Annotated in this window: 8 protein-coding genes; all 8 read right to left on the minus strand. The window is 42.8% G+C overall.

Going from position 1 to position 23,434, the window contains the following annotated elements; all coding sequences use genetic code 11:
* Nucleotides 1–262: 262 nt before the first annotated feature.
* Nucleotides 263–1,354, minus strand: coding sequence for a hypothetical protein (locus RT269_RS02930; RefSeq protein WP_313180496.1), 1,092 nt, complete (start codon nucleotides 1,352–1,354; stop codon nucleotides 263–265).
* A complete protein-coding gene (locus RT269_RS02935) occupies nucleotides 1,344–15,488 on the minus strand; it encodes a SpaA isopeptide-forming pilin-related protein (protein WP_313180497.1) in 14,145 nt (4,714 codons plus the stop codon). Before RT269_RS02935 ends, RT269_RS02930 begins: the two co-directional genes overlap by 11 nt.
* Before the next feature lie 87 nt (nucleotides 15,489–15,575).
* Nucleotides 15,576–16,655 carry a hypothetical protein gene (locus tag RT269_RS02940; protein WP_313180498.1) on the minus strand — a complete coding sequence of 360 codons (1,080 nt, stop codon included), beginning with the start codon at nucleotides 16,653–16,655 and terminating at the stop codon, nucleotides 15,576–15,578.
* 160 nt (nucleotides 16,656–16,815) lie between these two features.
* Nucleotides 16,816–17,223 carry a type II toxin-antitoxin system HicB family antitoxin gene (locus RT269_RS02945; protein ID WP_313180499.1) on the minus strand — a complete coding sequence of 136 codons (408 nt, stop codon included), beginning with the start codon at nucleotides 17,221–17,223 and terminating at the stop codon, nucleotides 16,816–16,818.
* Between the two features lie 46 nt (nucleotides 17,224–17,269).
* Nucleotides 17,270–17,467, minus strand: a complete 198-nt coding sequence (locus RT269_RS02950) for a type II toxin-antitoxin system HicA family toxin (protein ID WP_313180500.1) — start codon at nucleotides 17,465–17,467, stop codon at nucleotides 17,270–17,272.
* A gap of 171 nt (nucleotides 17,468–17,638) precedes the next feature.
* Nucleotides 17,639–18,070, minus strand: coding sequence for a single-stranded DNA-binding protein (locus tag RT269_RS02955; RefSeq protein ID WP_313180501.1), 432 nt, complete (start codon nucleotides 18,068–18,070; stop codon nucleotides 17,639–17,641).
* Nucleotides 18,071–18,130: 60 nt separating this feature from the next.
* Nucleotides 18,131–20,848, minus strand: a complete 2,718-nt coding sequence (locus RT269_RS02960; protein WP_313180562.1) for an Ig-like domain-containing protein — start codon at nucleotides 20,846–20,848, stop codon at nucleotides 18,131–18,133.
* 175 nt (nucleotides 20,849–21,023) lie between these two features.
* Nucleotides 21,024–22,901 carry a group II intron reverse transcriptase/maturase gene (gene ltrA, locus RT269_RS02965; RefSeq protein ID WP_313180502.1) on the minus strand — a complete coding sequence of 626 codons (1,878 nt, stop codon included), beginning with the start codon at nucleotides 22,899–22,901 and terminating at the stop codon, nucleotides 21,024–21,026.
* Nucleotides 22,902–23,434 lie beyond the last annotated feature (533 nt).

A 23,434-nucleotide genomic window follows, 5' to 3' on the forward strand; every position in this document is an offset into this window, starting at 1 on the left:
TTTCCTCATGTGCCCGTATAATTCTGCTTCTTCAAAACTTCTTCTATATAATGTATTATGGGCAGTACCTGTTCCTTTGTCAAGTATTGCAGCCAGAGTCTTATGGTTTGGAACGCAATATTGCATTTTGCATACAAAAAAGCCCTATTTACTTTGACAGAAAGCCTGTCTGGCAAATAGGGCTGAACCTTGAACTTTTGCAGTTATTCTGTATTCCTTCCACTCTGAACTTCAATATTGTAGATCATAAATGTTTCCCTTCCTATCTGTATGCCTGGATGTCGGTTCTTTCATCCGTTTTTTTCTGAACTCTGTTTCTTTTTCGCACTCTTTTAACTATGACAAGTAATAAAAGTATGATCAGTAGAATTGTAAGGATTGACAAGGTGACGGAATTTGTCAGAAGCCATTTTAAGAAATTCCAAAACCCCTTTCGCCCATCCCGCTCATAGGCCGCTACTGCTTCTTTCTTATATATAATCTGCTCTGTCTGATTCTCAGCTTCTGCATCAATATAAGTTCCATGATAAATATTGGCTTCTATGGAAGGGAAGGTGACATCCCCTCCATAAATTCCCCTGATATCTTTTACAAATTTACGCCCATGAGCAGTAGCGTTTCGGATCATTTCTCCATCCTTTGACACAGGATCCCCTTCCCATTCTATGCTTGTTATCTCATAGTACTGTGATGGCAAATTAAGATAACTTAAAAATAATTTTGCGTGATCTATTAAAGGGGAACGGTTAGAAATCTCAGTCTGACCCAGCATGTAAGAGTCCGCATCGTATCCCCTCACGGTTATAGGGAATGTAAAATTATAATCCCAGTAGGCACTTTCTTCTTTATAGCCAACCGCTGGAAGTGTTACATTTAATTCCTGCATTAAATCCTCATTGATAACCTTGACCTGGGCATCTTCCGGCAGAGAATCTATGTATTCTACTCCTTCATACAATATGGAGGCTTCTGAATATTTCGCAGTCTCTTCCGTGACCACCTTTGAAAACCCGCTGGTTTTTAATGTGTATTTTTTTCCTTCTTTCACTATCTCTTCTATTGGTGCATATCCTTCTGGATCTCCAACAAAGGGATCAGAGTCATAGGTAATAATATCCCCTGGATGAATTTCCTCCACATTGTTTATTTGAACAGACTTTAACCGATAGACAATACCGCCCTTTTCATAAACTTCTTTAAATCGGGGCCTTCCATCTTCCTCTTTCATGAAGGTCCTATACTCTTTTTTTATTTCAATGAACGTTTCTTCCGCATGTGCTATTCCAGCGCACCCCAAAACAAGGGGTGCGACAAGGAACATAGCAGCAAAACCTTTCTTAATCCTATTTTTCATCCTTCTTATCTCTTCTTCTCCTTACGATTGCGATGAAAGTAACGATACCGACCAGCCCTATACTTAAGAGCAGTCCTCCTCTCAGATCTACATCACCTGTTTTAGGCAGCCTTCTCAGCCAACCCCAGAATCCTTTTCCTTTATAGTTAGTAACTCCAAGACCATTTAGGCCGGATTGATATGTGGCTGTGATGAAACCCTTTTTCTTCCCGTGTTCCGGATTGTTATACAATATAAATTCTCCTGTTACAGCTCCATCATCCGTTACATAAATGGTCAGGCAGGTATCCGTCTTTATATACCTCTCCGGGGCTTTTATTTCATGTACGGTATATTTTCCAGAGCGAAGCGGAAGGAAGGAAATTTCACCGTTTTCATCTGTTATTCCTTTGTATACCGGCTCTTCGGCTTCATTTCTGATCTCCAGCTCTGCACCGGCTAATTTTTCTGAGGTTTCAGCGTCTGCCTTTTGGATTAACACCTCCGGAGAAGGATGATTTACAACTGATATTGTACTGTTTCCTGATACCTCACCGTTATGAATGGTAAAGGAGTAGATGTGATCTGTTAAAAGGTAACCAGGAGCTGACTTTGCTTCTTTATAGGTATAGGTTCCGTTTTCCGGCATATCGAATTTTGCATACCCATTCTCTCCCGTATTTACAGTCAGGTATAAACTTCCGTTAGGTCTGTAAATAGAAAATTCCACGTCTTTTATTCCCTGCCCTGTAGCAGCGTCTATTTTATATAGAAACATTTTTTCAGAACCAGGGCTATGCTGCTTGAGATCTGTCATTGTGACTTCCAATAGTCCGGAGCCTTTTGGCACTGTAAATGCTATATCAGAGGAAAGAAAATACCCTGATGGAGCTTTCACCTCATGAAGGTAATATGTTTTTCCCGCCTCTAAGCTTCCAGTGATATCTATGGCCTCGCCTGTTGTCTCAAAATCCGGAATAACCACATTTTTCTGATGATCCAACACCTGTAAAATGGATCCCTTTAGAAGCACACCGGATGAATCCACTTTGTTAAGCCGAATCGCAGTGACTTCGTTTTTCATTTCAACCATGTCTACCGCACCATTTTTGCTTACGGTAAAAGGAACATCTTCTGCATATGAATATCCATCTACAGGATGGATTTCGTGGAGCCAGTACCGTTCTCCCGCCTTTAATTTTGCAATGAGTTCATGAGGCTGCTCCCCAGATATCCACTCTTCCACAATATTTCCATCCTTATCTTTTATACTCATATGATTTCCTGGCTGCTCTTCACTGCCCGTGATAGCCTTTTTAGATAGGATCAGATGGGTTGGATTGTCAATCATGATAATAACGTCCTTATCACTGTTTATACTGACTGTAAATGGGATATCTTCTGCGTAGGCATATCCATCTGCCGGAGTGATTTCGTGAACCCAGTACTTTTTCCCGGCCTCCAGCTGGCCTGTTAATTCCTTCAACTGGATTCCTGTGATAAAGATCAAATCTTCTCCGGCCTTAAAACCATTTTCATCACGGATTGCCCTTGCCGGGGTCTTATCTTCATTTAAGATCTGAAGCGTACTTCCCGGCAACTGACCGGCTGATTCTGATGGCGTTCCAATAAGAAGGGAACCTTTCTGTTTTTTTATCAAGACCTCCGTTTTTTTATCCTTCATGACTACAGTAATCAGACCTGGTTCCTCCGGAACAGTAAAGGTCACGCTCTTGCTATAGCTATATCCAGCCGGAGGCTTCTCTTCTGAAAGTTCATAAGTTTTTCCCGCAATCAGTAGTCCCGTTAAAACTATCGGTCTCCCAGTAGCAGTGAACTTCTTAATTAATGTCCCAGTATCCGTTTCCCGGATAGAGAAGCGGCCGCCTGATAGAATATCTCCTGTCTCTGCATCTACTTTTAAAATCTTTATTTCTGTTTTTTTATCCTGCATGATGATGGTTGACCTTATGCCGCTTTCCTCCGCCGTGAAGCGGATCTCTTTTTCAAAAGAGTATCCAGCTGGGGGCTGCTCTTCCAAGATGATATATTCTTTTCCTGGAGTAATCAGTTTTGCCGGAATAAGAACCTCCCTTCCTTTTTCTTTCGTGAATTCATAAATGATTTTTCCTGTTTCTGCATCAATCAGGCTGTAACGGCCTCCTGTAAGCTCCTCTCCTGTTTGCCCATCCACTTTCGTGAAATATAAGTGTACCGGCCGATCTTCCATATCCACATTATCAACCATTCCTGAAGCATTTAGCTGAAAGCGATAAACTCCGCTTATCAGGCTGCTTCCGTCACTATACATTGTGGTTTCTATGAGACGGTAGTTACCTCCTGCTGTCAAGATCTCCCGGATCGTTTCATTGTTCCGGTTGTTTTCAAATACTGCGCTCTGTATGGCCTTTGAAACCTCTCCCGTTATCATTCCCTCTTCTATCTGCCCGGTAGCGCGGAGTACGCTGTCATAGCCGTCTTTTTGCTCCTGTGTAATCTCATATCTGGTTCCATAGGGCAAGCCTCCAAAGGTGAGGTACCCGTCACCGGTTATTGTGATATTTCCTTCTCCTTTGATCCGTCCCTCCGATGTACCACCGTATGCCTGATATCCAGTTAAGGCTTTTCCAGCAGAGTCCATAAGTCTTACATGGTAAGTAAATTCATCCGTCTGATCCTTTCCGGTTCCAGTCAGCTTATTTATGATAGTAATGGAACCTTCCGGGACAATGGGATTTGTGAGAGTAGTACGCCTCGTAACTGCCTCCGCCTGTGTTTCAAAATACACATTTGTCTGCATTCCCGTCTCACCGCTGACCACAGCCACCACGTCCACCGTACCACTTTCATGGGCATCGATATCCGTAAGATTCCAGGTAATACTTCCGTTTTGTTCTACTCCATAATTGGTGGATCTTAAATAATCAAGTCCATCTTTTAGGACCGCATTGATACGGATATCAATTGGATGATTGTAAGGATTGGTATAGGTAACCGTGTATTTTATGACACTTCCGGTTTTTACTGCACTGTGATCCGCTCCTATGCTGCTTGTTACTTGTGCTATAGGGATTTCCCTTGTTACTGGGTTTTTGATCGTATAATCATGATTGTCCTCATTAACGGTCCAGCTTGCAAGGACGTTACCATTTCCATCGGCCAGCTCCTGCCTTGTTTCCAGGTATGTCCTGGAAGGAATGGAATAAGATCCATTTTCGTCAAGATAGATCCGTTTCGTTTCCTTAAAGGACTTTTCTGTCCTGCCATCAGAATATCTGGTGTATTCGGTGATTTCATATAAATGGCCGTTTATGATACCATCTTCCGCCGTTATAACCTGACCGCTGCCTGTCCCAATAAAGGACGGAAGCTGGATTCCTGCGTCTAAGTCTTTTAATATGGTATATACCTTTACTGGAACTCTTGAAGTGACGGTTAAGGCTTCTATGGCATCATTGTCACAGGCCAGCTTTAAAATGCTAAAATCATTAGATACATTCCTGATTCCGGTTCCCGTTTTATTTAAGGTAAAGATCACCGGCTCTGAAAGGGCATATCCGGCTGGGGCTTTTAGTTCTTCCATGATGTAAACCCGGTTCGCTGACAGCTTCTTTGTCAGGATAAAACCATCCGGACCTGATATGAAAGTCTGGGTGGCTTCTCCAGCCTTTTGGTACACTCCATCAATGACCACTGCCTCATACACAGCTATTTCTGCACCTTCCACAGCCATCCCATTATCAAAGTTAGTTTTTTTGAATTGAATTTTTGTTGGCTGGTCCTCAATTTCACAGGTATAAAGTACTTCTTTTCCGACTTCTTTTCCATCAAATTGGAACTTCTTCATTCCTTCTGAGATCTGGTAAAAATCCGGTGGAGAAATTTCTTCAATAACATAAGTGAAAGGTATTATAGTTCCGTCTTTCTGCACTGTGCCCACCGGAAGTTCGGCTATTTCTGCCTTTCCATCTGTTCCAGTTGTCATGTACCAGACAGCCCCGGTATCTTTATTAGATACCTTAAAACGGGCGTTTTCCAGTCCCTCTCCGGTATCGGAAGCCTTCTTTTTAATTTCCAGCTTCCCGACGGTTGGGATATTTACGACCCGGTAAACAGGAACTTTTTCTGTTCCTACGAGGATCTTTATTGGGCTTATCTTCTGCATGTAGGCTGGAGCCGTAAGCTCTGCGATATAATAGGTTCCATAAGGGGTTTTGCCGATTTGGTGAGGTTTTAAATCTCCCACGGTGAATCCCTCCAGAATGTCCCCATTAAATTTATCGTTTTCCGTATACCTTCCATCTGATCCGGAAATCCAGGTCTGTATTAGGTGGGCTTCATCTTCCACAAAGTTCCCAGCTTCATCAGCCCGGTAAAGGGCCAGTTCTGCGCCCTCTGCGGCATATTCTCCGGCACCATTTTTTACTACTTTGTGAACGTTAATGTACTTTTCCTCATTTTCAAGGCTGAATCTCTGCACATTTCCAGTCTCTATTAGGACAATAGCCTTTGGATCGGCTGTTTCAAAGCCAGCCGGTGTTTTTTCTTCCACCAGGACGTAATTCCCTACTTTCTTCCCTTCTTTTACTGCATGAAAGGGCAAATAATCAATCCGGTGCAAGCCTTCTAAGGTGTCATAACTCTTTATCCCGTTTTCCACTTTGTAGTTGAATTGATATTCAAAGTTAAGAGGAAGTTTTCCATCTGGATCAAGGAAACCATTCTTTACATTCCGGTATATGGTGATTCGAATTGTCTTTCCGGCATCAGTGGTCCAGGTCTGGACGGTCCCCTCCCCTTTTCCGGTCTGAATGATTTCGCTCCGCTTGGCCTTCCGCTCCCCGTCTTTCGTGTACCAGATGAGGGAAGTAAGGTCCTCCCCTTTCTCCTGGTAAGCTGCTTCAAAGTCCGTGATAAAACTGGACTGGTTTTCTGCCAGGCCAAAAAAGTCCTTTATGCGGTTCATAAAACCAGCACTTTTTTCTGTTTTATCTGTATACTCAGTCAGGTCATCGGTCATCCATCCCACTACCCTCTTTTCCACGTCATATACTGGCTTCACTCCATCCATCAGAATGTTTCCGTCTTTATCTGTTTTCGCTTCATAAAGGGCCAGGCCAGCCGCATGGCTGTTCGGAAGCTGAACCTTTTTTCCGGTGCTATCCTGAGCCTGCCCCGTTTTATCGGGTACGTAGTATTTATAGACCTCCAGCTTGGTATGGTCATTCTTTAGATTTACAGTCTGCACTTCTCCGGCAGCTTTTATCGTAAGTTCCATGGAGCTTCGGACATACCCAACAGCTGCATCTATCTCTTCCAGAATATAGTCCCCTGCAGGAATTCCCTCAAAGTATTTCGGAGTCCCGTCTGTGATCCAGTCGGCTATCATTTGCACTGGCGCATTATCAGCTGTATTTTCTACCGTCCATTCTGCCGCCTTACTCTCTGCTTTTGCAAAATAGTATCCTTTCGGATAGGTTTCGCTGTCCGTGGTATAAACCCGCTTAGCTTTATAAAGTGCCAAATGCGCCCCGGAAACTTGACCATAACGGTAGGCTCCCTTCGGCTCTGTGACTGTAAGACCCTCCTGATAATCACTGAGTACATCAATTCGGTACTGGTCCGGTGCATCGGTCTTTACGATCTCCACCTTAATCTTCTCATCCTCCAGCCCGGTCTTTTGGACTTCTCTGGTTTCTATAACGGTAACACCTACCGGAAATCCCTTGGTATAGCCTGATGGAGCTTTGACCTCTTCCATGATGTACGTTCCTGGGATCACCCGCTTTAGCATATCGGCCTGGCCTGCTGTCATATCTGCCTTAAATGGATCATTGGGGTACTTCTCTCCGGTAATCCAGGTATTCTCCATGATCCAGGCTTCTCCCTTGCGGTGATAAAGCTTCTTATCATCTGTAATGTCCTCTTCCTTCCCGATATCTTCCATGCCGGTCTTGTCATTGATCCTATAAGCTGCATTGTTATAGGCAGAAAGAAGGTCATCGTATTTGTAGCGGACGAAATCACCATCAATATCATAGACAGGATCGCCCTTTTTATAGATTTCAGCCGATCTCTGGTAATACTCCGGAAGGCCATGGCTATTCAAGACCGGATTCATGCTTTTATCAAATAGAACTCCGTTATAAGTCCCTGTGATATATTCCTGATCCGTGTCGGCGTTGATGGCAGCGATTCTCCAAGTTTTGATTTTTTCTCTGGCTATGACCGCTCCGGTTTTCGGGGCCTGCCCCGCTTTATCGGGTATCCGGGATACTTTTACCGGCCATACCAGGACCTTTTGTCCTTCTTTGGCGTAGGCCATGCCGGTAGTTGGATTAACAAATGCATCCCGGTTGCCATTGCTGTCAAGGTGATAAAAGATCGTTCCATGGCTTAAATTAAAGCACTTGTCTGTTGAAGAATATTTCACCGCAGTCAGATCACCTCCAGTCAGCTCGTAGACAGGCTGCCCGGCTTTCAGCACGTAAATGGATTCCTGGTTTTTCACTTGTACCTGGTTCCCGTTTCGATCATAGCCATAAAGCTTCCCATTCGCCCCGTTTTCTGTTACCTTCAGCTCTCCAAGGGAATAGAAAAGAATATCTGTATCCCATCGCTCTATCGTCCGGTAAGTCCAGGTTCCTTCCCCTGACTCTCCGTTTAAGCTTCCTTCCTCATCCTCCTCTCGAATAAATTCAATAGTTGTCCCAGCGTGTCCCTTTAATACCTGAATGGACTGAACATTGTTATTCCGGTCCCTTATTATCTCAATACCATCATATCCATAATCTCCGCTGTCCCCATTTTCCTTGATTTCTATGGCGTCATAAAGAGTCATCTGCGCCCCGGCCACGTAGCGGTTGTTATCGTCGGCGGTATCTAAGGGCCTAGATATCAGGCCATATCCGGCAAATACACTATCTACATAGACCGGCTCTGCATCTTCGCCTGCGGCCTTTCTGGATTCTAAGTACTCCAGGGTACCTTTGAACCAGGCATAGCCTAAATAAGTTCCGTTTTTATAGGCAAACTCCAGGTTTTCTGTACCATATTTCTGTTTTAATTCCAGTTCTGATCCTTCTAACCTGGTGTCGGTCTTATAAGTGACAGTTTGAGCGGAATCCTTAATTTTGGAAACTTCTAAGCGTACCGGGGTATTACCTACATAGATTCTGGCCATGTCCGTTGTTGTCACATCCCCTGTCTGATCCTCATATATAGCTGCCGCTACCCGATTATCTCTGTCTCCGTCCAGGTAGTAGGTGGTCCGGTCGGAGTAAATTTCTATGGCTACTGGTTTTGTCCTTACATATCCAGCTGGAGGCTTAATTTCACATAGGACATAAGTACCGGCTCCAAGAGGCTGTGGAGTAATTAAATATCCGGTATTCTGGTCCTGATAGGAAGTTTTTGTTAGATCCTCTTCCTTGGCCTGAAGGCCGTCCCTGGTGGTTGTAAAGGCTTCAAACTGTCCTGTTCTTCTTCCTTCCTGATCGACAAGTACCACCTGCTCCGATTCCTTACATATGGGTGTTCCTGCCATGACAGTTCCCTTCCAGGTGTTCCCTTCTATGGTAATATTCTTGGCTCCCATAGCTTCTAAAAACTCCTGTGATCCTTCGATCCGGGTATCCGTTTCACAAAACTTCACCAGGCCATCCGTATTCTTTTCATCCTCCCTGGATGCTGCATAAAGAGCAAACAAGGCTCCGTCATGGAGAAGGTTTTCACCTGTTTCAGAATCCAGCTTTTCAATCCTTAGCTTTGCTTTATAAAAACTGTTCCGAAACTTCGTATACCCAAAGCCCTTATATGAACTCTCTCCATTTGATGAAAGGGCGCTGTCTGCTATCTCTGTAACTGCATTGTTAGAGGCCACGACCGTCCACGGCACAAGCATAGGAGCATATTTTCCATCATAAGCAACCTGTGCACCCTGCATGGTCGTTATATTATCTTTGTACTGAATACCAGCACCATTACTTTCTGTAATGGTTCCCCCTGGGAATGGAACATCATTTGCAATACCTTTATTTTCTGCAACTGAGCTGAAACGGTAATATTTTGATACCGCTTCTCTACCACTCATGCCCTTTGACAAATAATAGGGAACACTTCCACTCAGCCTGTCATCCTGATCATTGTAGTAGTTTTTATATGGCTTGAATTCGTTCTGACTCAGTGCAAAATAATCACCTGATCCAGTTCCAGTCATGCCATTTCTGATGTTGTCAATGTCCATGCCGTACTTGTAAACTTCAAAGTCGCCATCCGCATTTCTACCCTTGATTACGTTCACACTCTCCTCATTGAAACGGATCTTGTACTTACTCTCCATCTCAGCCTGTGTTATGCCGGCAGAATAATTGTAATAATTATTTGTTACCTCCGGTGTAGCCTGGGAGCCATCGTAATCTGCATATACAGAAGGGAGAGAGACTTCCCTTGGCTTGTCAACCTGGTAATGCTTGTTCTTTAAATCCCCCAGGTTACTGAATTTCGGCTGCTGTTCTGCCACTACATAGGTTCCGTATGGTAGATATTTCGATGTGGCGAAGTAATAACCGTCGCTACTTCCAGAAACATCTCCGAACAGCGTATCCGCTGAAAGTGTTGTGAGATCTTTATCTGAACCACCATCCTGTGCGCTGTCCCATTCAATGGAATATATCCGGTCAAGGTCATATTCAAAGAAGGGGTTTAAATAGTTTTCCGCTTTTAAGATTGCTTCTGAAAGGGCTTTATCGTAAACTTCATCGGAATAAGCATTGCCACCTGTGGCGCTTTCCGTTTCTCCGGCAGGATTCTTTTTCACCAGCTTTGCCACTTCGTCATCCAGATACCAGGTAATGGCAAACTGGCGAACATTATCAGAACGTAAGGCATTATCCGTAGCGAAATCCGATGTGTTGCTATGGTTTATAATTTCCGGATTATTGTGTACCGCTGGATACTGCTTTTCTGCCCCGCTTGCTCCAAAGAGGAGCTTTTTTATAAAGGCAAAGGGCTTAAAAGAGGTGCTTCCATTCTCTGTACGGTCCCACTTATCATCATTGGCCACATTGATGGCATCGAAGAACTTGTCATAATTGTAAACAGAAACAATTCTTGCTCCAGCGCTGCTATCCGTTTTTACCGATATGGTTTCCAGTACGGAAGTATAGCCATTATTCTGGTTTCCATTTATAAAATCATTTGTATAGCTGTACAAGGTATTATTGCTTATAATTGCATCCTCTGAGTCTTTATATAAAGGAGCGGTGACATGCTGCACTTTTGTGAAAACCTTGTTTACCAGGGCCGGGAATTTCTCATTTCGGTCAATTGCATTAATTTCATTCCCCAGTCTGTCCTGCCAGATTACATTTCCATCGTTGTCACGGTAAAGTCGTTCCAGGTTTGATTTTAGGTACACCTTAAAGCGGAAGTTGTCCATCTTCCTGGCCACCGTGTCCCTTCCAGGATGACCGCCAAAGGTTCTTGTAAACCAGTCATCATGGACTTCGGCATAGGAGTTGTTGTTGTTGTATGTTTTTTCATCTATGGCCTTCGTTACCTTAATCTGCTGTCCGATGATACGTTCCAGCACAGGGGTTGGTGTTTCTCTTGTATTTCCGTCCTCAAGCAGATCGTGATATCCATTGCAAATCAAATGCTGATTTTTAATGAAAGTCTTATTCGAATCAAATTCTGCGGAAGTAGAAACTCCTGCCCCTGCTCCGGAAATACGTATTACGTATTCTGAATTGGATATGCCGGCCCCGGCCATATACCCCCACACATTATTTGAACCGATCTTACTTATATCTTCATTTGTTACAACGGTCTTTCCATTATTAAGTGCGATTGTAAAGTTACCTGATTTTACTCCAGTAAGATCCATATCTTTTGAGCCAATATGAATGATGTACTGCTTTGCAACCTTGTCATAGTAATAATAGGTACTGCCAATACGGTCCACCACTTCTTCCAAGGAGCCAACCTTCGTGATTTTAGATGTGCTTACATTCTCTTCATTTACAGTGACCTCCTTATAATTAGGCTCCCAGACTTTCCTGGTTACGGGAGCATGTCCAACGTAAGAGCCGCCATTTAAGTACCAGTAATCGTATAAGGTTTCTCCTGTAGCATAACGGAGGTACCTCTCGCTATCTGTCGGGTACATAGTCTTGTCCGTTGGTATTCCATCATCGCCCACTTCATAATCTGGTGTTACGTTAATTATATATTTACCTGTATTGCCTACTTCTGCGGCATTTAATTCATTCCCTGTATACTTTCTAATGACATATCTTCCATAGGTTGTATTCAGTTTTGTTAAGTAAGCTGCAACAATGTCACCACTGGAATTTGTCTGATACAGCAAGGTTCTCGCCGGACTCATACCTACAACGACCGTTACAATAGCTTTTCCGGCACTGTATTCTATTTTTTGAAGTCCGCCATAGGTAAATACCTTTTCGTTGATGTAATAATTTAAAATTGCTTCGATCACTGATTTATTCGTCGTGACATTATCAATCTCCAGAACCATCTCCGGTTTGCCATAAACAGTTTTACCATTCATGGTCCGGTTCTCATCATAGACAGGGGTATCTACCGTAGAATAATCACCATCTTTCGGTGTTTCCATATGGAGAGAGTTACGCATCATCTGCTCCAATTCGGCTTTTACATATTTCAAGTTGCTATCTGAGGTTGTAAAGGTGCTGGTAAACTTTGCAGGATCACTGGCTGTAGCAGTTCCTTCTGTAGGAAGTTTATCTGCTTCCGTTCCGACCGCTTCGTATGGAATTTTTATACTTGCAGTAACCCCAGGTTTCTCAATCATGTATCCATTGATGTCACGCTTATAAACAGAGTCTGATTCTGCTGTCAGATAATATGGTTCTTCCTTTGCATCAACATACTTTCCTCCATCAACTTGCTGGATCACTACCGGATTCAATGTGACGTTATTGAGATAAACATCTGCTCCTTCCGGAATCCCGTCAAGCACTACGTTATAACCATTTGTGGCATCCTTTGATTTTGTTTCAAGAAGAAGTAAGTTCTCCTTATTTCCATAAGCCTCATTTCCCTCCGGGAAAGTAACTGCATTATATAGCTGCTTTGATATCCATGCAGATCCTACCGGAGCTGCCTTTGCGTCAGCCGTGTCACCATAGGACTCACGGGTACTATCGCTTGCATTCGTAACCTCCATATCCTTTCCGGTGATGGAAAGCTCATAGCCTTCGGATCGGGTAAGTTCCTTGATATAATAATTGCCAAGGATTAAAGGTCTTCCAATCCAGCTGTCCCCATTCATAGTTTTATTATCTTTGTAGATACGGTCCCGTTCTTCCTGTGGCTGTGCTTTTTCATATCCGTCCTTTACATACAGGTTCTCCGGATACCCTTTTCCGGTGTACTGGATCTTTCCAGCTTTATAATCGTAGATACTATGAGGTCTTTCCGTAATCGTTAAGAAGGAACCTTCCCCATTTTTATCTGTAGATGCGACTGCGACAAGATCATTTGCGTCAAATACCACTCCGATTCCGGAGGTTACATTTCCGCTATCATCCCGTTGGGTATCCGGTCCGTAAATTGGATCTGCCGCAAACAAACCGTATATCGCACCTTCTAAGGTTGCATCTCCCTGGGAATCTCCATAAGAATTATAATTTCCAGACTCTCTAGCCTTTAATTCCATGTCTTTTTTATTGAAATGAACCTGTCCTGGTACACGGTGATCGTATACTTTAAAGGTTTGGGCCGTATTATTACTCGGTCCTTTGTCCACTTCCGGTTGGCTGTCCTCTTCTCCTTCTTCAATCCCTTTGGAAGCTCTGCTGAGAGCACTAGAACCAAGCATTGTTGTCATAACTGGTTCTTCATCAGTATTTTCTGCCAAAAGACTAATTTGTCTTATTCCTCTTTCTTTCTTAGGAATAAATGCTTCAGATTCTGTTGCCAGGCTATTAGTCAATGCAGATCTGAAAGAAAGGCTCATAATGTTTTTCCTAGCCTGCGACGGAGTAGCATCATCATCAAAATACTCATCCGTAAATTCTTCTTCCTCTTCTGCATCAAACTCCTCATCATATAATTCTTCATCATCCTTAGCAGTAAGTTTTACGGTTATCTCCTTTTCCTCTGCAAAGGCAGTAGGAAGCCCTATAAACTTAAGTAATTTGTTGATGATTCTTTCTCCTAATGGGAGATCATAGGTTTCTTTCAGGATTAAATCTCCGCTTTCCTCAGGAGCATCAGCATATGTAGAAGGACTTGCAATATTGGTATCATTATCATCAAGTAAGAATTCACTTTCTTCTAACAGGTTAGAATCTTCTAATCCAGGGATTTCCACGTTAGCAGCAAAGCTCCCCATTGCTAATCCTGAAAAACTCTCGATGTCGCTTGAGCCGCCCTTTGTTATGTTACGGACATATCCTGTGACTTTTATATCTGCATTACTGACACTTTTCCACTTTTTAGCTCTTCCGGATTCAGATGCCGCCGTCGTAATGATTTCAATCGGAACATCATCCGGATGTCCTGGATCATGAATAATGTAGCCATCCCTTGGCTTTGTTTCTCTGAACGAGTAGTCATACTCAAGATTAATAAAAGTTTTATAAGCATTATCTCTGGCATCTTTACAGCCTGATGCTTCAAATGCATCATCCTCAGATGGCTCATCTTCACTACCGCATTCCCAGTGATGGAATGTTCCTCCACTAGCTGCCGCACGGGTTTCACATTCGTCTACTGCCGCTTGCCATTCCTCCATTAATCTTTCATACGCTTCCGCTGCTTCGTCAGCCTCGCTGCTTCCTTCTCCTTCTTCTCCACCTTCTGATTCTTCTATTTCTGGCTCCGGGGGGATCGGATGTCCATTACAATAGGCGTGATTAAAATCATAATAGCGGGTATCCTTATGAGAAACACGGCCACTGGCATCTGTTACTAGGTCATCATCAAACACTAACCAATCCTGCCAGGTTGTTGGGTCTTCCCTCATGTTGTCTTCAATGATTCCTCCACGAGATTCATCATTGCTTAACTGGCTATCGTCAAACTGCTCCAATACCTGCCATGTGGAACCCTGTAAAGGATTTCCAGTCTCATAATCCCTTTTTTCTAGATCAACTTTATAATTGGATTCAAAGGTTTCGTTATGCTGATAAACCTTTAAAGATATCTCTCCAACATCCCCTGGTGTAGGAGTAGGTGCATTTGCACTGTATTTTGTAGTAAGGAAAAATTCACAAGTTATTTCTTTTAATCTTCCTTTTGCACGATATAGTTGCTGAGAACCTGGAACGTTACACTGGAAATACTCCATGCGGCCTGTGACTTCCAATACTCTAAAAATGGTAGGATCATAGCTAATCTTCATGACCGCTTCAGCTGGTTTCTGCCCAGCCGGGGTGTTAGGGAAGCTCCATGAGAGATTCTGGCCTTCCGTGTTAATTACCAGTCCTGGCGTTACAGGATCAATTTTACAATATTTCTTAAATGTTTCCCAATCGGAAAGCCCAGTTAATTCATAGAGCTTTTTTGTATCGATCTGACCGGGACCACTTCTTAAGTCATTGATATACATGGCCTTGCTTTCGGAATTAAATTTACTGATCAATTCAAGAATATCTTTTGGGTTTTTACAACCTTCAGGGATATTTTCCAATGACATAAAGCCATCATTCGCCATATTTTCTACCCAGGTCGAACCACCATTACTTTTTCCTTTTGACCATGCAACGTCTCTTGCTTCATCTTTGGTACAAACACCTAATCGATCCAGAGTTATGTCATTATCATAACTTCTAAAGGCACCAATGTAAGCCCAGAACATTCTTTTCTGCTCAATGGTTCCTTGATTATAATCAATATCCATATTAACCTTGGAATAGTCATAATTGCTATGGGCTGATGCTCCTTGGTTCATGCACAAGAACCATTTGTTTTCATCGTCACCAGGCGCTTTTCCCATCAAATAGGGATGTCCAGCCTGTCCAGAACTGACAAAGACCAAACCAAACCCCCACGAATTAAACATACCTGGTGGCAAATAGGTGAATATAGGTGTTAACAATAAGACAGTTGCAAGGAGCCCAGCAATTTTCTGATTTAGTTTTGTTCCATTTTTCCAATATCTAATCATCTATTCTCCTTAATTTTCTCTCATGTTTTGAACAAAAAAAGCCACCGATTATGATCAACCGATAGCTTTTCTTCTTTACTTATTTAATTAATTATTTGTTTGTTCAAAATGTATGAATGGAGCCTGTTCTCCGTAAATAATACCTCTTCTAACATCGGGGAACATTGCCTCCACACTTTCTAGCGTGGGGATTTCGTATCCAGTTGCCTTACAATATTCTCCTAATGGCGTTAATTGTGGTTCACCTGCTAAATAAAATGCTGGAGTATAAACTTTCGCTACAGTAAAATAATTATCCTTACTAGTTGGCTCATAAGACAACCATACACCATCCACCAAAAACACTGGATAAGTATGACTTACTGAGCCAAGTTCTTCTATAGGTAATCCAACACATGTAGCAAGTAGGCGTGCTGCCCAAGCATAGCCATTACAGTTAGCTTTTCCTTCCACCAAGCAGCTGTAGGGATACTGGGTACCTTCCCGATCCAAGTAATCCGCCTTAGTAATTCGCTTTGCAATCTGCACCGCCTTTTCATAATCGGATGCGTTTCTCCAATCAAAGCTGTTTAAAAAGTTTCTTAGTTCTGTTGTCAGGCGTTCCAGTTTTTCCTGATCCGGATCTAATCCCGTAGTTTGATAATTCGTTAACTTCGCAATAGCAGCCAATTCTATTCCACCAAAATAGTTAAGAGAAAGTGGGTCTCTATTTTGGACCACAAGATCAAAGGCATACTTACTATGATTATTGGCCTCGTAGACAAAATTATCCGGGTCACTCTTCCAGGCAGTCGTACCAGTAACTGGACTGGTCACAAACCATGATTCCATATAGCCTTTTAAGGGGTATTGCGGATCATAATCGCCTATATTGTCCATAGCTGGTTCACTGGTATTCTGTGTCTGCACAACACCATTTATAACCCAGGCCCCGTCTGCATTAACCGAATAACCGTCAGGAGTGGTCGTGTTTGCAAGCATCTTCCCGTTTATTTCAAAGAAGTAGGATTTTTCATCAATCCAATTCCAGCCTGTAGCATAAGAGCCATTGTTATTCTGGTATTTCCATGCAGCACCTTCCTGCTTCCACTGTCCTGCAAAAGATGTTGTTGCTGATCCAATTATTAAAACAACTGACATAACAGCCGTCAATAATTTCTTTTTCATACTTAATTCCTCCCTTAAAGCTTATTTAAAAATCTCCGGTTTGACAACTCTATAAATTCGTGTTATTCAAAAGGTACAATGGATAGCTAACTCCAGTCTGTTAATTTATCATCTTCCCTTGTAAGCATATTTTTATAGAACTTTTCGCTATCAAATGGACTTATCTATTAATGTGTAGCTGGGACTTTATAGCTTCCTGTAACAACTGAGAAAAGTTTATATCATGCTCCATGGCAATAGCATTGAGCCATGCCGGAAGTGTTACTGTACGATTAACGGAACGGTTGATTCGAGCCATACGAATGGAAGGCATATAAACGTCAATCAAAACCACTCTTTCATTTTCATGTACTTCTATCTGCGAAAGCGGCGTAGGATCTGGTATATACTCCTCATCTTCCTCTAAACCATATAGGACGCAACCAAGTAATTCCCTCGCTGAAAGAAATGCATCATCATCATCATTTCCACTGGTAGCGCAATCCAAATCAGGAAAAACAACTGCAATTTCCTTTCCAGATTCATAAGTAAAAATAGCAGGATAAAAATAGCGTTCTGATTTTTTCATGATAAAAGGCCTCCTCTATTTATATTTTATCGTGAGAGAATAAGGGCTATTTGAATTTTAACCCTGACTGTCTTTCAATACTTTTCAGCGTTGGGAGCGGAATATCTTTGTCAGGATTTTTTACTGTTGTACGTCCCTTCTTAATCGGATGTTTGTATTGGTGATGACTTCCAGTTACTCCAACCTCATACCATCCATCAACTTCAAGCATTGCAATAACTTCCCGTGATGAATAACTCTTCATGTATCTTCCCTTCTGATATAATTATTGTAACACATACAATTATATGTGTCAATCAACACATGCTTTTATATGTGTTGTTACAAGAATCGGCCTTAATTAAAATCTATTTTCATTTTTTTCTATCAGTTAAATATATTCTATTGCCAATGTACAAGATCACTATTTTATCCCCTAATTAAATGGTAAGTCTGGATCAGCCACTCCATCTGGAATATTCATAAAGCCGCCCCCTACTACATCAGACGGCTCCGGCCTGGAATTATCAGAAGATGCATTCTTACGATCAGCAAAATCCTGTTCATCCACAATAATATCCGTTGTATATACTTTATTTCCGTCCTTATTTGTATAACTCCCGGTCTGGATTCTTCCGGAAATCAGCACTCGCATACCCTGACGAAAATATTTTTCTGCAAACTCTCCTGCTTTATCAAATGCAACGCAATTGATAAAATCAGCTGTCTGTTCATTGCCGTCCTGATTCCTGCGGGCTCTGCGGTCAATTGCGAGGGTATACCTTGCAACTGCCATAGCACGCTCTCCTTGGGAATATCTTACTTCTGGATCACGGGTTAGTCTCCCCATTAATATTACACGATTCATATTTTCCTCCATTCCTCCCTGCCACTATGGGCAGGGGATATGTATTTTTATTATGTCGTTTTACTGTACCCATTGGCCTTTCCCATTTACTGTATATCCATCTGGTGTAACTGTGCTGATTAAGAGTTTACCTCTTGTTCCATCGGATTCCGGGTTAAAGAAGTACCATGCTCTCCCTACAGCTTGCCCCGTTTCACAGGGTATGTACTGCCACCCGGTAAGCATTTGGCCCTGGGTTCCGTCCATTGCAGTTTTTAAGTAATAGGTATTTCCATCTGGATCTGTTTGCCAGCCCGTTACCATAAACCCATCCCTGCCAAACCGGAACCAGGAGGCTTTTTCCTGCTCTCCGGTTGCGTATGGGTTACTGATATATGCCCATTCATCTGTATACGTTCGATTAGACGCAAAGATCCATTTTCCATTTGCAACCTGTGTCCAGGTTCCCGTTACTGCTCCGGCCGGAGCTGCTGGCCCCTGTGTATTCCCTGCAGTCGTTACTCCCACGGAGCGGGCTCCACTTCCTCCGCTTAAAGAACCACCGCCTACTCCGGAGCTGCCGGAGGTCGTATTGTCAATTACTTTAAAATTAAGAGTAACAGTTACCGAATCAAACATCTTTCCATCATTTGTAGATGCATAAACCGTTACCGCTACAGTTCCGGTATATGGGGACTTTGTCATAGCCTCCTTAATCCAGTCAGCCGTAATCTCCTGTTTCTCATTAAAAACTACAGGAGCCGCGTTTCCTTCCTGATCCATAGTAAGGATGCTGGCATCAGAGGAACGCCATAGAACATTCTTCATATCCTGAATTCCAGAATAAACAGAAGCATTGAATTTCTTGCTTTCAAATCCTTTCCATGATAGAACGGGGTTGCTTGATCTTCCCGTCTTTGTGAGTATCAGGTCATATTTTTCGTTCTCCCGGTCTGCCTCAATGCATTCTGCCTGGAAGGTTAATGTCACCTTACAGGAAGCAGCTTTCCGGCCATCTTTTGTTACGGCCGTGATCTCCACGTTCTTTTCTGCCCGATACGGCGCCTTTGAAAGTGCTTCTCTGATCCACGGCGCTCCGTCAACCGGTGCTACATTCCCTTCCTGATCCACCGTTACTGCTTCCGGATCGGAAGAGGTCCATAAAACACTGCGATCATAGGGATTATGCTCTGTGTTATCCTCCACTTCCGGAAGAACGGCTGCGGACAGTTTTCTCGTTACAAAGCCGACTTTTTGAACCGTTTCGGAATGGATATCCCCTGCCTTCCGATACCCAAGATTGTAAGAAAGCGCCGTCTTATCCAGGGTGATCCCTTCCGGAACGATCCTTGTCTTGTCATTGGTTGCAAACTTTACGTTTACCTGGCATGTAGCTGAAGCCTGATTTCCAAGCTTGTCCTTCCCGGTTACCGTAACAATCACAGCCCGGTTTCCTGCCCCGGAGATCTTTACATACTTATCACTCTCCCGGATTCCATTATCCGTCGCCATGATATTTCTGATCCAGGCAGAATCCTTAAGGGCTGAAACTGATGCTTCCCGGTAAGCTTCTTGATCCTGGGATACTAAGACCACTGCCGGGTCCGAGCTTGACCAGGTTACTTCATCCCTTGAGAAAAAATCCGGTGTAAATGCAGCCGTTAATGACTGGGGAGCCGTTACTGACACTGTTTCCTGTGGATTAGCCCGTTCCCCGGTCAAGTTCCTTATTACGGTATAAGTAAGGGCCTGTTTATCAAGGGCCGCTCCCTCCGTTGCCACTAAGGTATTATCCAGGATCTGAAATGTAACATTGATCCGGCTGTTTGCCGTACAAGGCTTTCCCTCAAAGGAAGCGGATGGCCTGGTCTGTGCTGTCAGGACTGCAACGCCGCCGTTCTGGTGACCAGCTCCATAAATCGTATTGGGGATCTTATACCGGTAATTCCCTTCCGCCTGTGTTCTTTCTGCCTCTTCTGTGATGCTTGTAAAAAAAGAGGAAAAAAGGTTTACGGTAAGGCTGGCTGATTTGGCCGTATAGCCATCAGTTCCCTCATCATCATTTTTCGCCAGGCTGATAAGCTGGGGATCGTCAATGCTCCATTTCACCCGGCCGTCCTCTACGTCATTATTGGCATCAATGATGGCCTTGATATTTACTGGTTGAACTTCGGTTCCCTGCTCTAACACTCCGTTGATATAACGGGCAATAAGCTTCCCTTCCTTATTCCTGATCTCTGTGGTCTTTACCGGGCTTTTCCGGTTACCTGTCCTGGTCTGTACTACTGCAAATGAATAATCCTCTGGTTCCACCTTAATGGACACGGCCACCTTCTTATAAACCGATGATACAGATATATTCTCCTGAGGCATCGTAAAGGTATAGGCATGGCTGCTATCCGAATAGGCAGTACTCTTCTTTACTCCTTTACTGTTTGTGTAAATTGGAGAACCTTCCATCTGGAATTTTTCTGTGTCCGTATTCTTTGGAGCTGTTGTTACGCTTACCGTTGTCCCGGCTGCAATGGCACCCCGATGTTCTTTATCAAGAGGTCTGGAGTGCTGGGAGCTTCCCCTCACTTCAAGTGTAGCGATATCATAAAAGTTCTGGCCATTTGCCACCGTGTCGATCTGATTCACATTTAACAGGTAACCTCTCACGGGACGCCCAAGGGAATTTGGGGCAAAATGATCCAGAACGTAATCCCCACTTTCCTCATCCATGACAGTCAGGATGCCATTTTCTAATTCTTCGTAAAAATACCGGTCTAATATGGTCCTTTTAGCCCCGCCCTGCACCAAGGTATAATACAGATCCCCGGTATGCCAGTAGCCTACATGCGCAGCATAGGATAGCGATAGGTAATCCTTTGAAGTTATCTCCAGATTTTCCCCCGCTCTAAACCGTACGTGCGGCTTTCACCGCATACGGCTTGCCATCAATTGCTTTATGTTGTTATTCATACATCTAACTCTACGGAACCGCTGTGACTGCTTCCAGTCCTGCCGCAGCACGCAGTTTGTTTACTTTCTGTAATTGGTCATTGGTTAGATTGATTTGGTTTATCAGCTTTTCTATGGTCTCTGTTACTGATGCATGAATTAATCTATGTACGATATTCTGCACTATGATTAGATTCTGGTAGCTGTCTCCACCTCCCAAGTGACAGGGGATTTTGTGGTGGCAGTGGATTTCCTCTACTTCCAGAATCCTACCTGTAACAGCACATTTACCATATTGGGCTGCGTATAATGAGATTCGGTTGTCATTGTATTCAATGGATTGCCCCATGACTGGATTTAGCATAAGTTGTCTGAGTTTTTCCACATCTATCCGCAGGCCAGCATGTATTTCTTGTCTGCCTGCTTCTGTGTATGGACAAACCTTACGCTTTTTGTTCATGGGATTTTTACATTTAACATATGCAATAGGTACTATAGGAATATCCTGCACCCATCTTATTTGACCAGAACCTCCATATCTGTCCCGAATATATTTTTGACCAATTTCACCTGTTTTTGTTGTATTTAACCTGTTCTTAATCAGAGCTTTAACCTTGTAGCCTATCTTTCCAAAATCAAGGCTTGCATTCGTTGCCAATGAATAATAATTCTGCATTCCTATTACCATAGAATTGTATTTTCCAGCTCTTTGATAAAGTTCTTTACTGTCCTTGGGCTTCTGCATTTCCTTAACCTGTTTAGATAAGCTTTCTTGACTTTTTAAAACCGCTTTATCAGAAATATGTGATTTTACCACATATTTCTTACCCTTTTGGTGGACCTTTAGCTTAAATCCCAGAAACTCACTGTATCGTTTTCGCAGATTTGTCACCTTCGATTTTTCTGGCGAGATTTCAAGATGGAGCCGTTCCTTTATCCATTGTTTAACTGCCACAAAGGTTTTCTGGGCCGTCTTGTAGTCTCGACAAAAGATTTTAAAGTCATCCGCATAACGCACAATATACATTTCTTTTAAATTTGATTTCCTCAATGCTGTGAATTCGCCACCAAGGTCTCTTTTTCCTTTTTTATTAAACTGCGGTTTTAGAGGATTCTTCATATGGTCACTTTGCAGTTCCCATTGTGACATAATCCACCAATCCAACTCATTGAGCATTACATTCGCCAATAATGGGGAACATAAACCACCTTGAGGCGTGCCCTCTGTAGGATAAACCAATTTTCCGTTAGGAAACCGGATCGGGGCTTTTAGCATGGCCTTAATAATCTGCAATAACTTTGTGTCGTGAATTCCCAGCGTCCACAATTGCCTCATGAGTTTTCTGTGATTCACGTGATCAAAGAAACCTTTAATATCCACATCAACCACATAGTGCAGATGAGACTGTTGCATAAGTCTATAGGTCTCCGCGATTGCATGCTCTGTACTTCTACATGGCCGAAAACCATAGGAGTGGTCGCTAAATTTCGCTTCCATAATAGGTTCCAAAACTTGCAGAACACATTGTTGTACCACTCTATCCTGAATACATGGGATTCCAAGCGGTCTAGTTTTTCCATCAGGTTTAGGTATTTCTACTCTTTTTACAGGTTTTGGTTGATAATTCGTAAACAGCTTTTGGATATAGGCAACAAATTCTCTCTCTGGTAATTCAGCGAGGTCATCGATTGTTTTCTTATCCGTTCCAGCGGTATGACTGCCATGATTCTTCTTGATGTTGCGGTATCCCATCTTGATATTCTCCTGACTGATGATTAATTCCATCAGATGTCCAAAGATTTCATCTCGCTGACTTTTCGCATAAAGTTCATCTTGAATTTGTTGGTAATCATAGTATTCCGCATGTCTCGATTTTGCCCTTTTGGGGCTATTTTCCGTAGGTTTCATGTATGCGCCACCTACTTTAAGAGATGACAATTTCTGCTGTCATACTCGACTCCATGAGCGATGTATGAATTTAACACAAATGCAACTGACTAGAGGCCATTCCTCCATTCCCATTACAGGAACTTCACTGGTGCGACCTCCGCTCTTTAGCATTGGTTCATCTGCTTATAAAACGCCTTGAGCTTTTCGTCAGATTATCTCTTAAGAGACCCAATACCTTTCCACGTTCCATTTATCCTATCATTGATATTGTTTAGGTGCTTCCTCTGAGCCTGTGAGCTTGATACTGCCTGTAACAGTATATGGTTTTTCATAACTATAATTTTTACTTGACCACACTCACTATGCAATTAGCATAATATGCATTTCTACATATTCAACGTATAGACCCGTACATTCAGAAGTTCGTCAGTTCGTTAAAACATTCTCACCATGCATTATCGACACCCGACCTATCCGGTACACCCTCTGCCTCCAAAGAGCTTTCGTATCTCCTATTAGTTATTGGAAATTTACAATACCATTCAGCCGAC

It is taken from the genome of Lacrimispora sp. (genome assembly GCF_032078915.1).
Taxonomy (GTDB): Bacteria; Bacillota; Clostridia; order Lachnospirales; family Lachnospiraceae; genus Lacrimispora.